14 protein-coding genes are annotated in these 12,802 nt (G+C 72.2%); 5 read left to right on the top strand and 9 right to left on the bottom strand.

Annotated elements, in window-relative coordinates:
* Positions 1 to 34: 34 nt before the first annotated feature.
* Positions 35 to 991, bottom strand: coding sequence for a zinc-binding dehydrogenase (locus tag BIV03_RS09330; protein ID WP_071295457.1), 957 nt, complete (start codon positions 989 to 991; stop codon positions 35 to 37).
* Between the two features lie 49 nt (positions 992 to 1,040).
* On the opposite strand from BIV03_RS09330, the gene BIV03_RS09335 reads away from it, so the two are divergent.
* Positions 1,041 to 1,673: a TetR/AcrR family transcriptional regulator gene (locus BIV03_RS09335; protein ID WP_071295458.1), complete on the top strand. Its 633-nt coding sequence runs from the start codon at positions 1,041 to 1,043 to the stop codon at positions 1,671 to 1,673.
* A gap of 42 nt (positions 1,674 to 1,715) precedes the next feature.
* On the opposite strand, the gene BIV03_RS09340 is transcribed toward BIV03_RS09335, so the two are convergent.
* From BIV03_RS09340 to melA, 4 genes are all read right to left on the bottom strand, one after another.
* Positions 1,716 to 2,594: a carbohydrate ABC transporter permease gene (locus BIV03_RS09340; protein WP_254790829.1), complete on the bottom strand. Its 879-nt coding sequence runs from the start codon at positions 2,592 to 2,594 to the stop codon at positions 1,716 to 1,718.
* Positions 2,594 to 3,553, bottom strand: coding sequence for a carbohydrate ABC transporter permease (locus BIV03_RS09345; RefSeq protein ID WP_083403324.1), 960 nt, complete (start codon positions 3,551 to 3,553; stop codon positions 2,594 to 2,596). Before BIV03_RS09345 ends, BIV03_RS09340 begins: the two co-directional genes overlap by 1 nt.
* Positions 3,537 to 4,841, bottom strand: a complete 1,305-nt coding sequence (locus BIV03_RS09350) for a sugar ABC transporter substrate-binding protein (protein WP_071295460.1) — start codon at positions 4,839 to 4,841, stop codon at positions 3,537 to 3,539. Before BIV03_RS09350 ends, BIV03_RS09345 begins: the two co-directional genes overlap by 17 nt.
* A gap of 127 nt (positions 4,842 to 4,968) precedes the next feature.
* Positions 4,969 to 6,393: an alpha-galactosidase gene (melA, locus tag BIV03_RS09355; protein ID WP_071295461.1), complete on the bottom strand. Its 1,425-nt coding sequence runs from the start codon at positions 6,391 to 6,393 to the stop codon at positions 4,969 to 4,971.
* 144 nt (positions 6,394 to 6,537) lie between these two features.
* Here melA and BIV03_RS09360 point away from each other — a divergent pair, with 144 nt between their 5' ends.
* Positions 6,538 to 7,362 (top strand): helix-turn-helix domain-containing protein, encoded by an 825-nt coding sequence (locus tag BIV03_RS09360; protein WP_083403325.1) that lies wholly within the window; start codon positions 6,538 to 6,540, stop codon positions 7,360 to 7,362.
* 106 nt (positions 7,363 to 7,468) lie between these two features.
* On the opposite strand, the gene arr is transcribed toward BIV03_RS09360, so the two are convergent.
* The 3 genes from arr to BIV03_RS09375 are packed head-to-tail and all read right to left on the bottom strand — an operon-like array spanning position 7,469 to position 9,674.
* Positions 7,469 to 7,879: an NAD(+)--rifampin ADP-ribosyltransferase gene (gene arr / locus BIV03_RS09365; protein WP_071295462.1), complete on the bottom strand. Its 411-nt coding sequence runs from the start codon at positions 7,877 to 7,879 to the stop codon at positions 7,469 to 7,471.
* A gap of 38 nt (positions 7,880 to 7,917) precedes the next feature.
* On the bottom strand, positions 7,918 to 9,141 hold the full coding sequence (locus BIV03_RS09370) for an MFS transporter (protein WP_071295463.1): 1,224 nt from the start codon (positions 9,139 to 9,141) through the stop codon (positions 7,918 to 7,920).
* A complete protein-coding gene (locus BIV03_RS09375; RefSeq protein WP_083403332.1) occupies positions 9,138 to 9,674 on the bottom strand; it encodes a helix-turn-helix domain-containing protein in 537 nt (178 codons plus the stop codon). The genes BIV03_RS09370 and BIV03_RS09375 overlap by 4 nt, the downstream gene beginning before the upstream one ends.
* 155 nt (positions 9,675 to 9,829) lie before the next feature.
* On the opposite strand from BIV03_RS09375, the gene BIV03_RS09380 reads away from it, so the two are divergent.
* The 3 genes from BIV03_RS09380 (at position 9,830) to BIV03_RS09390 (ending at position 12,142) form a co-directional block, all read left to right on the top strand.
* On the top strand, positions 9,830 to 10,747 hold the full coding sequence (locus tag BIV03_RS09380) for an ABC transporter ATP-binding protein (protein ID WP_071295508.1): 918 nt from the start codon (positions 9,830 to 9,832) through the stop codon (positions 10,745 to 10,747).
* Complete coding sequence (locus tag BIV03_RS09385; protein ID WP_071295465.1) at positions 10,744 to 11,589, top strand: ABC transporter permease; 846 nt, start codon at positions 10,744 to 10,746, stop codon at positions 11,587 to 11,589. The genes BIV03_RS09380 and BIV03_RS09385 overlap by 4 nt, the downstream gene beginning before the upstream one ends.
* Before the next feature lie 70 nt (positions 11,590 to 11,659).
* Positions 11,660 to 12,142 (top strand): hypothetical protein, encoded by a 483-nt coding sequence (locus tag BIV03_RS09390; RefSeq protein ID WP_071295466.1) that lies wholly within the window; start codon positions 11,660 to 11,662, stop codon positions 12,140 to 12,142.
* Here the strand turns inward: BIV03_RS09390 and BIV03_RS09395 are convergent, their stop codons facing one another.
* Positions 12,143 to 12,745 (bottom strand): dihydrofolate reductase family protein, encoded by a 603-nt coding sequence (locus BIV03_RS09395; protein ID WP_071295467.1) that lies wholly within the window; start codon positions 12,743 to 12,745, stop codon positions 12,143 to 12,145.
* Between the last annotated feature and the right edge of the window lie 57 nt (positions 12,746 to 12,802).

A 12,802-nucleotide genomic window follows, 5' to 3' on the forward strand; every position in this document is an offset into this window, starting at 1 on the left:
TGGCACCGCGCCTCCCGTCTTTCCATGACCGGGATCAGGGCGTCAGGACGATCCGTCCGAAGACCTCGCCGTCGTCCATGCGGCGGTGCGCTTCCGCAGCGTCTGCGAGCGGCAGCACCGCGTCGATGACCGGGGACAGGGTCCCCGCGGCGGCCGCGCGGAAGAGCTCCGTCCGCGCCGACGCCAGGGCGTCGCGCGGCACGGAGTCGAGACTGAAGGTCGCGACCGACCGCGACTGCTGGAAGCCGCGGAGCAGGTGCGCGCCGAAGTCCGCCGGGGGCATGCCGGCCACGGCGCCGACGAGGACCAGCCGACCGTTCGGTGCCAGACGGTCGATGAACGCGGGCATCGCGGGGCCGCCGACGACGTCGATGACCACGTCGTACGACTCCGGCCCGTCGCCCGCGCCCTGTCGGTCGAGCACGTGGGTGGCGCCGAACCCGCGCAGACGGTCGCCTCGCTCGGCCGAACCCGTCGTCACCGCGACCGCCGCGGCACCGGCCTGTGCGGCGAGCTCGACGGCGGCGATCCCGATGCTGCCGGCGGCTCCGCGTACCAGCACCCGTTCGCCCGGGGCGAGGTGCGCGTGCGCCAGCGCGAACCGGGCGACCGGGGCGGCCGACCCCAGGGCGACGGCGTCCACGGCGTCGAACCCGTCGTCGAGCGGTGTGAGGTCCCCGGTCCCGGCGACGACACGCTCGGCGTACGCGCCACCGACGCCCGTGAACGCCCAGACCCGACGGCCGAGCCAGTCGGCGTCCCGCTCGTTCCCGACGGCGACGACGCGCCCGGCGACCTCGCTGCCCGGGACGTACCCGGGCTCGAGGCCTGGGCGCGCGATGGTCCCGCGCCGGATGACGGCGTCCACGCCGCCGACGCCGATCGCCTCGACGTCGACGAGGACCTGGCCGGGTGCGGCGACGGGTTCCGGGAGCTCGGTGGGGACGAGGCCGTCCGGCGGGCCGAAGGACTGGATGGTGACTGCGTGCATGCTCGCGACGCTAACGGACGCCCGCGTCCACTTGACTAAAGTGGGAGCGATGACCGACGAGACGTCTCACCTCCGATCCGACGCGCGCGAGAACCGCGACCGCGTGGTGCAGGCCGCGCGCGAGCTGTTCGGCGCGCGCGGCCTCGACGTGACGATGCGGGACATCGCCCGGCACGCGGGGGTCGGGCCGGCGACGCTCTACCGGCGGTTCCCGACCCGGCAGGACCTCGTCGACGCCGCGTTCGAGGACGAGCTCGAGCTCTGCCGGCGCATCGTCCTCGAGGGTGCCGCGCTCCCGGACCCCTGGCTGGGCCTGCGTTCCGTCGTCGAGCGGACCGTCGAGTTGAACGCCCGCAACCAGGGCTTCGTCGATGCGCTCGTCGCCGCGGGCCAGGTGTCCGACCGGCTCGCCCGGCACCGCGCCGAGCTCCTGCACGCGATGGCGGGCCTGGCGTTGCGAGCCAAGGCCGAGGGACGGTTGCGGCCCGACTTCGTCGTCGACGACCTGCTCCTCGTGCTGCTCGCGGCGCGGGGGCTGGGCGGGGACGACCCGGCCGAGCGACTCGGTGCCGCGCGGCGGTTCGCCGCGCTCGCACTCGACTCCTTCCGGGCGTCGGCCACGAACGAGCGGCTGCCCGAGCCCGCTCGCGTCGTGGGGGCCGTGCTCCGCGCCGCGGTCTGACCGTGCTGCCGTCCCGACCAGGTACGCCCGCGCGCCCGCGGCCTACTTGATCCCGGTCGAGGCGATGCCCTGCACGAAGTGCCGCTGGAACGCCAGGAACACCACGAGCAGCGGCAGCACCGTGACGGTGGCGATCGCCATCACGGCGCCCCACGGCGAACTGAACGCCGGGTTGTTCGTCAGCGTCGACAGCGCGACCGGCACCGTGAGGTTCTCGTTCCCCTGCAGCACGACGAGCGGCCAGAGGAAGTCGTTCCACCGCGTCATGAAGCCGAGGATCACGAGCACCCCGACGAGGGGACCGCAGGTCGGCAGCACGACCCGGAAGAAGGTCTGGAACTCACCGGCGCCGTCGAGCCGCGCGGCCTCCATCAGGGCGTCCGGCACCCCGAGCATGAACTGCCGGGCGATGAAGATCCCGACCACGTCGAACACCGTCGGCAGGATGACCGCCCAGGGGGAGTCGACGAGCCCGATCTTCGCGACGACGAGGAAGCTCGGCACGAGGGTGACCTGGATCGGGATCATGATCGTGACGAGGAACGCCGAGTAGAGCAGCCCCCGCCCGACGAACCGGAACTTCGCCAGGGCGTACCCGGCCATCAGCGAGACGACGACGCTCAGCGCGGTGCCGACACTGGTGATGAGCGCGGAGTTCCCGAGCCACCGCCAGACCGGCTGCGTGCTGAACACCTGCGTGTAGTTCTCGAAGGTGGGCCGGGTCGGGAAGAGCGAGAACGTGCCGCTCTGCGACTGGCCGCCAGGGGTGAGCGCGGAGACGACCATCCAGTACAGCGGGAAGACCATCAGGATCGCCAACGCGGTGAGTGCGGCGACGAGCACCCAGCGGCCCGGGCGCGGCTTCCGCCGCGCGGCGGTCGGACGGGAGGCGCGGGTCGACCCCGCAACGGACAGTGCCATCAGATGGCCTCCTCAGCCTTCTTGTTGGCCCGCTGCCGGAGCAGCGTGAACACGAGCAGGATCGCGACGAGCACCAGCCCGAGCGCCGCGGCGTACCCCATCCGCGCGTCGATGAACGCGGACCGGAACACGTACTGGATGAGCACCGTGGTGGAGAAGCCGGGGCCGCCGCCGGTCATCACGTAGATGACGTCGAACGCCTGCAGCGAGAACACCACGTTGAGGATGAGCAGGATCGACGTCGTCGGTCGCAGGAGCGGCCACGTGATCGTCCGGAACCGCGCCCACCGCGAGGCACCGTCGATCGCGGCTGCCTCCTTGAGCTCGGCGGGCACGGACTGCAGCGCACCGAGGTAGATCACCATGCAGAACCCGATCCGGGTCCACACGACGACGATCACCAGGGTCGCCATCGCCCAGCCCGGCGCGGTCAGCCAGGGCACGCGGCCGAGACCGAGCGCCTCGAGCAGGTTGTTCACCACGCCGTAGTCGCCGTTGAAGATCCACGACATGATGACCCCGACCACGACGCCGGCGGCGACCATCGGCACGAAGAAGAGCGCACGGAACACCGAACGCCCGGGCAGCGGTCGGTTCAGCGCCACCGCCAGGGCGAGGCCGATCGCCATCGCGGTCGGGACGGTCCCGATCGTGAAGACGAGCGTGTTCCGCAGCGCCGTCCCGATCAGCGGGTCGGAGCCCATGTCGACGAAGTTCTTCCCGCCGACCCAGGTGCCGTCGCCGAGCGAGGTGCTCGAGTCCTGGAAGCTCAGGGCGATCGCGGTCACGATCGGGATGAGCGAGAAGCCGAGGAACAGCAGTGCGGCGGGGCCGACGAACACCCAGGGGACGAACCGGCCCTGACGTCGTCGTGCGGCACCACCGGCGGGGAGCCCACCGGTGGGCGGTGCGGTCGACGCCGTGGTCCGGACCGGCGCGGTCTCAGTTCGCAGTGACACTGCGCATCGCCTCCATCATCTGGCTCGAGGCCTCCTTCGGGCTGAGCTGCCCGAGCAGGCACAGGTCGAGGTAGTCGGCGAACACCGCGTTGAGCGACGAGAAGTACTGCCCGCTCTCGGCCTTCACCATCGACAGCGGGATGGTCGACCCCTGGTCGATGAACCGCTGCATGGTGTCCGAGTTCGCGGCGTACCCGATGTCCGCCGCGTCGAGGGACTCGCGGGCGGGCAGCCAGTTGCCGTCGTGGCAGAACTGCTGCATCTTCGGCCGCGAGGTGATCATCGCGACGAGTTCGGCCGCGAGCTCGGGGTGCTTGCTCGACTTCGTGACGGCGAGGGCGTTGCCGCCGAGGTCACTCGCCTCACCGACGTTGCGGATCATCGGCGCCGTGCCCCAGTTGTCCCGCATGTCGGTGTCGAGCTGCACGATCGACTCCGGGTTGTTGAGCATCATGCCGATCTGCCCGGTCAGGAACAGGTTGCGGGAGACGTCCCCGCCGCCGCTCTTCGACAGGTTGCCGGTGGTGGCGAGGCCGTCGGCGTACCACTTGCGCCCGAACGCCAGGGCGTCGATCGCCTCGGGGGTGTCCATCGAGGGGGTGGCACCGTCCTCGCCGAGGAACGCGCCCCCGTTCTGGTAGACGAACGGCAGCCACCGGTAGGCGGTCTCCGGCGCGGACCAGCCGTACCCGAACGCGTACTTGCCGGTGACCTGCTTGACCTCCTTCGCGACGTCGAGGAACTCGTCCCACGTCCACGCGTCCGCGAGGCTCTCCGGCGGGGTGACCCCGATCCGGTCCATGACCTCGCGGTTGTAGTAGGTGATGAAGTTGTCGGTGTGCTGGAAGACGCCGTACACACCGTCGTCCCGGGCACCGATCGCCCAGAACGGCGTGCTGTAGTCCTGCTGGTAGTCCTTCGGGATCGAGCCGGAGATGTCGACGAGGCTGCCGTTCGCGGCGTACCGGCCGATCTGCTGCGGGGTGATCCGGATGACGTCGGGCGCGAGGTCCGCGGCGAGCCGGGTGATGAACCACTGGTGGAACTGGCCCGTGGTGACCTCGACGGCGACGCTGGTGCCGGGGTGCGCCGCGACGAACTCGTCGGCGATCTGCTGGTAGCTCGTGATGTCCGTCGGGATGTTCCAGGTCGAGAGGCGGATGTGCTTCGTGCCGCCGTGGGCAGCGGTGCCCTGGCCGGCGCAGGCGGCGAGTGCGCCGGCCATCGAGATGCCGGCCAGCGCGAGGAACCCGCGTCGGGCCAGCTGGGTGGGTGGTCGGGTCGGCATGGTCCTCTCCTTCGAGGTCGTGGTGCCGTGGTGGTCCAGGAGGCGCGGTGCGCGTCCCGGGGTCCGGGTGCGTCCGTGACGGGGCCGGGTCGCGCGGTGGACCCGGCCCCGTCGGCGGACGGGGCGGTCAGACGAGGGCGGGTCGCGCCTCCTGGACGGCACCCTGCTCGGCCGGTGCCGCGGTCGCCGGACGCAGCGACTCCGGGAGCAGCGCGGCGTGTGCGTGCAGCAGCTCGTCGGTCATCTCGGCGATCCGGTCGAGCGTGAGGTGCGCCGCGGTGAGGGGGTCGAGCGCGACCGCGTGGTGGACGTGCTCGACGCTGCCGGTCAGTGCCGCGCGGACCGCCAGCGTCTGCACGTTCGTGTTCGTCCGGTTGATCGCCGCGAGCTGCGGGGGGAGTTCGCCGAACGAGATCGGGGTGACCCCGTTGCCGTCGGCCAGGCAGGCGACCTCGACGCAGGCGTCCGACGGCAGGTTGGCGATCACGCCGGTGCGGTTCGGGACGTTGCCGTAGACCACCGCGGGGACGCCGGTGACGATCGCGTTGACGATGCTCGCGCCGTACTCGACCGACGGGGACAGGTCGGCCTTGAGCTTCTCGAGCTGCTGGTCGACGTCGCCCTGCTCGTCGTGGGCGAGGCAGATCTCGTAGTAGTCCCAGCGCTCCGGGATGTACTCGAGCACCGTCTCCGGGTCCTTGCGGAAGTACGGCACGTACTCGCTCGCGTGGTGGCTCGACTCGGTCTCGAAGTAGCCGAACGACCGCATCAGCTGCGTGCGGACCTGTTCGTTGCCGCCCTCGTAGTTGCTCGCCGCCGCAGCCGCCTCGCTGTGGTCGCCGTCGTCGTCGTGCAGGTCGGCCGCCGCGACGCCGCGCCGGTGCTTCGCGGTCATCACCTCGCGGAGGCGCGGGTACAGGTCCTCGCCGTTCCGCCGTTTGAACTCGAGGATCCAGGCCTGGTGGTTGATGCCGGCGCTGACGTACTCGACCTCGTCGTACGGCACGTCGAGGGTCCGGGCGAGCATGCGCGTGGTGCCCTGCACGCTGTGGCAGAGGCCGACCGTGCGCAGGCCCTTCGCGTTGAGGAACGCCGTGGCCATCGCCATCGGGTTCGCGTAGTTGATGAACTGCGCGTCCGGGCAGAGCTCCAGCGCGTCGCGGGCGATGTCCTCGTAGGCGCGCACGGAGCGCAGGAAGCGGAACACGCCGCCGGGTCCCACGGTGTCGCCGACGGCCTGGTCGATGCCGTACTTCCGGGGGATCTCCACGTCCCACCTGTACGACTCCACGCCGCCGACCTGGAACGTGATGATGACGACGTCTGCGCCGGCGAGGGCCTCGCGGCGGTCGGTGGTCTCGAGGACCTCGGTGCCGAGGCCGTGGTGGGCGACGAGCTCGCGGGCAGCGCTCGCGGTGCGGGCGACCCTGCCCGCGTCGAGGTCCATGAGGTGCAGCGTCGCGCCCTGCAGTGCGGGGAAGGAGACGAGGTCGCCGATGAGGCGGAACGGGAAGACGAAGCCGCCGGCGCCGATGATGGTGATCTTGGTCATGCCACGACGGTAGGAAGCGGGGGCGGGTGCGGGCCTCCGGCTTCGGACGGCGGGGTTCCAGGATCCTCGGATGGGCGCCCTCGGGTCGCTGTCGGGCCCGGGGGTCGCTGTCGGGCCCGCGGGTCGCTGTCGTAGGCTCGCGGTGTGCTCGACGTGGAGACGATGGAAGCGGCGTACTGGAGCCACCGTGGCCCGGCGCCGCTCATGCCGTCGTCCCACCGGCACGACGACCTCGAGATCAACCTCGTGCTCGACGGGCACCTCGACTACCGCTTCGGCGGCGCCCCGGTCAGCGTGCACGCCGGCGAGATCGCGCTCTTCTGGGGCTGGACCCCGCACCAGCTCGTCGGCGACGGGACGGGGACCGGGGAGTTCCGGTGGGTGCACATCCCGCTCGGCGAGGTGCTCGCGTGGGGGCTGCCCGACCACGACCTCGGCGCGATGCTGCTCAACCGGCCGGTCGTCGTGCCGACCGAGGCCGCCGGACGTGACGTCGAGTCGATGCTCGGCTCGTGGCAGCGGGACTTCGCGGACGAGGGCGCCGAGACCATCGCGAACCTCGAGGCCCAAGCGCTCGTCCGACGGCTGCTGCGGCACCACCGGGACGCCGTCGACCTCCGCCCGGGCGGCGGGCACGGCACCGCGGACGCCATGCACCGGGCGATCGACATGGTGCGGTTCGTGGTCGACCGGTTCCGTGAGCCGATCGAGGTGGCCGACGTGGCCGCGGCGGCGCACCTGCACCCGCACTACGCGATGTCGGTGTTCCGGCAGGACGTCGGGACGACCATCCTCGAGTACCTCACCCGGTGCCGGGTGGCCGAGGCACAGCGGTTGCTCGCGACGACCTCGATGACGACGTCGGAGATCGCGCACGCGGCGGGGTTCGGGTCGCAGTCGAGCTTCTACGCGCACTTCACCCGGGCGTGCGGCGGGCCCCCGGGGGAGTACCGGGCGCGGTCGCGCTGACTCCGGGCTCGCGCGAGCGCGGGCTTTCGCGATGAACGACACTTCACGGCGCCCCGATCCCGTGAACTGTCGCGCAGCGCGAAATCCCGGTCCGAGGGCGCGGCGGTCAGTTGATGATCTCGCCCCGCTCGTCCGCGCGCAGCGCCGCCAGCCGATCGCGCCACGCCTGGAGTGCCTCGGGCGTCAACCGCGGCCAGCCCGTCACCTCGCCGGTGATCCGGAGCGGCGCCGTGCTGCGGTAGGAGCGCGTCGGGTTGCCCGGGAACTTCTTGTCCGTCACGTTCGGGTCGTCCTCGAAGGCGCCGGTCGGCTCGACCTCGTACACCCGGGGGAGTCCGTCGCCCGCCGCGAGCTCGGCCGCGAGCCCGGCGCCGTCCCGGAGCGCGGTGAAGTACACGTGGTTCATCACGACCTCGGGCCGGTAGTTCGAGCGGAACCCGGCGGTCAGCAGGTGGCCGACGTGCAGGTCCGCCTTGGTCCCGTGGAAGAACGGCCCGTCGTCCAGTGCGTCGCTCACGGCGTCAGGGTAGCGCCGGCGCAGGCTGCGGCGGCACGTCAGGCCGTGGCGACCTCGACGCGCCGGACGCTCCGGGTCGACGCGGCGACGGCGGTGGCCAACACGATCACGACCGCGCACCCGACGAGCGTCGCCGGGGTGCCGACCACCCCCCCGAGGGGTCCGACGAGCGCCTCGCCGAGCGGCACGGCGATGAACGACCCGACCATGTCGTACGAGTACACCCGCGAGAGCAGCTCCCGCGGCACGTTCGTCTGCAGCGCGTGGTCCCAGGCGATGGAGAACAGTTCGAGGGCCGTGCCGCCGAGCAGGAACGCGACGAGGAGCACGGGGAGGGTCGGCACGAGTCCGAGCGCGGCTGCGGGCAGCGCGGTCACCGCCATCGTCGCGACGCCGATGCCGAGCGCTCGCCGGGGCCGCCACTGCAGTGCCACGACCGCGCCGAGCGCGAGCCCGACGGTCTGCGCGGACACCACGAGCCCCCAGGCGGCCCGCCCGAAGGACCCGTCGGCCACCACGGGGCCGAGCACGGTCGTCGCACCGACGAAGGCGGCGTTCAGGACGGTGAACTGCGCCACCACGGTCCAGACCCACCGGCGCCGGGTGAACTCCGCCCAGCCGTCCCGGAGGTCGGCGAGCACGGACGTCGGCTCGGCGTCGACGTCCCGCACGCGTCTCGGCAGCCGGATCCGTGTGAAGAGCAGCGCGGCGAGCGCGAACCCCGCCGCGTCGATCGCCAGCCCCCAGCCGGCACCGACGACGGCGACGACCGCCGCACCCGCCGACGCACCGACGATGGTGCCGCCGTTCAGCGCGAGCCGGATCACCGCGTTGGCGGGGCGGAGTTCCGTCGCCGGGACGGTCTCCGGCACCATGGCCGCGGTCGTCGGCAGGCTCACCGCGGCGACCGCGCCGTTCAGGATGCTCAACAGGACGAGCAGCGGGACGGTGGCGTTGCCGGTCAGGACGAGCACGGCGATCGTCGCCTGGGTGGCCGCGGCCGCGAGCGACGTGACCACGAGCAGCACGTCACGGGGCAGCCGGTCGGCCAGCACGCCGCCGAAGAGCAGGACGGCGACGTTCGCCACCGATCGCGCCGCCACCACGAGACCGAGGTCGACGGGGGAGCCGGCGAGGTCGAGGACCGCGAACGCGAGGGCGATGGGTGCGACCGCGTTCCCGACGATGCTCACCGTCCGGGCGGTGACGAGCCACCGGAACGGGGCGTGCCGGAGCGGCCCGGTGCCCCTCGGCGTCCTCACGGTCGCCGCAGCGGGAACATCGAGACCGTCATCGAGACCGGTACCGTTCCCGGGGTCCGCGGTGGTCGGGCCGCGGCGTGCAGGAGCGCGGCCGCGTCGCCGACGTGCTGCACCACGCGGCGCCACGTCTCCGGTCCGACCCAGAGCTCGGCGTCGGTCGAGGTCGACGGACCGGTCGCGCGGTCGTCGGTGCGCCGGAGGAGCTCCTGGACCAGGGCCTCGACGTAGACACGCTGGTCGTCCGCGGGGACGACTTCCGGAGCGGCACCCTCGTCGCCGTCGTCGAGCCGGAAGCGCCGTGCCGACGACTCGTGCCGGTACCGCTTCGCGTCGCCGCCCCGGAGCCGCACGGTCTCGACGACCCGCACGAGCCCGGCGCGTTCGAGCACCCGCAGGTGGTAGCTCGCCGCGGCCTGGGAGACGCCGAGCTCTCGACCGGCCTCGGCAGCGCTCATCGCCGCACCCGTGACGAGCGACAGCAGTCGCAGGCGGACGGGGTGCGCGGTCGCCCGGAGGCTCTCGATGGTGGACACGGAGGCCATCGTGGTCGGACCCGGCGTGACCGTCAAACGGGTCTTTGGGGGTCGCGCGCCGAGTCGATCTCGCGACGGGGTCCCCCGAGCGGTCCACCCCATCTCCCCCTCAGGGTGGACGCGGCCGACTCCCAGGTCCCCGTAGCGTGGCCGCCGTGATCGAAGTCGAGCACCTCACCAAACAGTACGGTCCGAAGACCGCCGTCGACGACGTCTCGTTCGTCGTGCGGCCGGGCAGCGTGACCGGCTTCCTCGGGCCGAACGGCGCCGGGAAGTCCACCACGATGCGCATGATCATGGGGCTCGACCGCCCCACGGCCGGGCGGGCGATCGTGAACGGGCAGCCGTACACGTCCTTCCGCGACCCACTCCGGCAGGTCGGGGCGCTCCTCGAGGCCAAGGCCGTCCACCAGGGCCGCAGCGCCTACAACCACCTCCTCTCGCTCGCGGCGACCCACGGGATCCCGAAGTCCCGCGTGCACGAGGTCATCGACATGACCGGCCTCGACTCCGTCGCGAAGAAGCGCGTCGGCGGGTTCTCCCTCGGCATGGGGCAGCGACTCGGCATCGCCGCGGCACTGCTCGGCGACCCGAAGACGCTCATCCTCGACGAGCCGGTCAACGGCCTCGACCCGGACGGCGTGCTCTGGGTGCGGCAGCTCGCTCGCCGCATGGCCGCCGACGGGCGCACCGTGTTCCTGTCCAGCCACCTCATGAGCGAGATGGCGCAGACGGCCGACCGCGTCGTCGTCCTCGGCCGCGGCCGGGTCCTCGCCGACGCCCCCATCCAAGAGTTCGTCGCCGCGGGCGGCGGCACCGGCGGCAGCCGCGTCGTCGTCCGGACGCCGGCTCCCGACCAGCTGTTCCAGGCGATCGGCCCGAACGCGTCCGTGACCCCGCGCGAGGACGGCACCTTCATGGTGGTCGGCCCGGACGCCACCACGGTCGGGAACATCGCCGCACAGGTCGGCGTCCCGCTCCACGAGCTCACACCCGTGGGCGCCAGCCTGGAAGAGGCCTACATGGCGCTCACCCGCGACGACGTCGAGTACCGATCGGAGGGCACCCGATGACCGCCACGACCCTGCCGCCCACGAACCTGCCGCCCACGATCGGGCTCGGCTTCGGCCGGCTCGTCCGCAGCGAGTGGATCAAGCTCCGCAGCATCCGCTCCACGATCTGGTGCCTGGCGATCCTCGTCGTGGTCACGATCGCGATGGCGGTCCTCATCGGCAACGCCCTCGACGTCGGCACGCCCGTCGCCCAGGACTCCGCGAACGGCACCCTCGTCACGATCAACACCGCGAGCGTCTCCCTGACGGCACTCGTCGTCGCGGTGCTCGGCGTGCTCATCATCACGGGGGAGTACGGCACCGGCCAGGTCCGCTCGACCTTCACCGCCGACCCCCGTCGGACGGGTGTGATCCTCGCGAAGGCTTCGGTCCTCGCGGTCACCACCTTCGTCGTCAGCGCGGTGTCGATCTGGATCGGGGTGTTCGCCTCGGCAGCCCTGCAGGCGGGCAAGGGCGTGCACGCCGACCTCGCCGATCCGTCGGTGTTCATGCCGCTGCTCGGCGCCTCGGTGTACGTCACGCTCCTCGCCCTGCTCGCGTACGGCATCGGACTCCTCGTCCGGTCGAGCGCCGGCGGGATCGCGATCACCCTCGGGCTCCTGCTCGTCGTCCCGATCGTGCTGTCGCTCATCGCGAACGTGCTGCAGGCGCAGTGGCTCCTCGACGTCACGAAGTTCCTGCCCGACCAGGCCGGGATGCAGCTGTTCACCTACTCGGCCGGCGACGCCGCGCCGCAGGAGGGCATCGTCCTGAACGGCTGGGGCGGCTTCGGCGTGCTCGCGGCCGAGGTGGCCGTGGTGGGCGCACTCGCACTCGTGGTCGCACGCCGACGCGACGTCTGACGCCACCATCCCCCGGACGGGAGGCGCGGTGCCAGCTGGCGCCGCGCCTCCAGTTCCGTAGGCTCGCACCGTGCGCCGCCCCCACCTCCTCGTCCCGCCGCTCGCCGTCCTGCTCCTGCTGGCCGGCTGCACGGCGACGCCGACGGTCGACGAGGAGGCGCTCGCCGACTGGCGGAGCGCGCAGGAGGCGGCGACCGAGACCGACCCGGACGTCCTCGGCGTGCTGACCGCGGACATCCAACCCGGCGACGAGGACCCGTCCGAGGTCGGGACCGGCGTCACACTGCGGTTCCCGGCCTCGAAGGCGATCGACCACCTCGAGTTCTCCTGCTTCGGCAACGGGCACATGCGGGGGATCGTCCGCATCGAGTCCCGGGGCGGATCCGGCGACTTCACCGTCGACCCCGTGGCCTGCCGGGACAGCCCGAACCCGATCCGTCTGACGCGGCTCGCGAGCACGGACGTCGACTCCGTCGCGTTCAACGGCTTCGACAGCGACCGGTCGAGCGCGTGGCGGCTGGTCATCGTCGGGACGGCACCGTCCGCCGGCTGATCAGCGCCGGAGGTCGTACCGGTGCAGCGTCACCCCGTTGTCCCACCGCTGCTGCTCGAGCAGGTCGAGGACCAACGGCGGTCGCGCACCCGACGGCGGCGGGTCGAACAGCGGACGCCCACGCCCGAGGACGGCGGGGTGCGTGAAGACCATCAGCTCGTCGAGGAGTCCGGCGTCGAGCAGCTGCGTCGCGATGCTCGGACCGCCGACACCGACGTCGCCCTCGGACTCGGCGCGGATGCGGGCGAGCTCGTCGATCGCGTCCTCGTCGCGGCCGATGATCCGCGTGTTGTGGTCCGCCGCCGTCCGCGACCGGGAGACCAGGACCTTCGGCTGCTCGGTCCAGATCTCGCCGTACTCGCGCATGTACGCGGGCAGGGACTCGTCGGCGCGGGCGTCGGGCCAGAACGGGTCCATCATGTCGTGGACGATGCGGCCCTCGACGGACAGCGTCATCGCCCGGGCGCGGCGGTTGAACTCGCGGTGCACGGTCTCGTCGATCCGGATCCACTCCGGGCCCTCGACGCCGCTGTGCTCACCGGCCTCGGTCTCGACGAAGCCGTCGAGCGAGGCGTTGATCCAGTACACGAACCGTGCGGGCATCTCGCGACTCCTTCGTCGGACGGGCCGGTGGGCGTGAGCGTACGCTCGCGCTCGTCC

The sequence above is a fragment of the Curtobacterium sp. MCBA15_016 genome (assembly GCF_001865105.1).
Lineage (GTDB): Bacteria > Actinomycetota > Actinomycetes > Actinomycetales > Microbacteriaceae > Curtobacterium.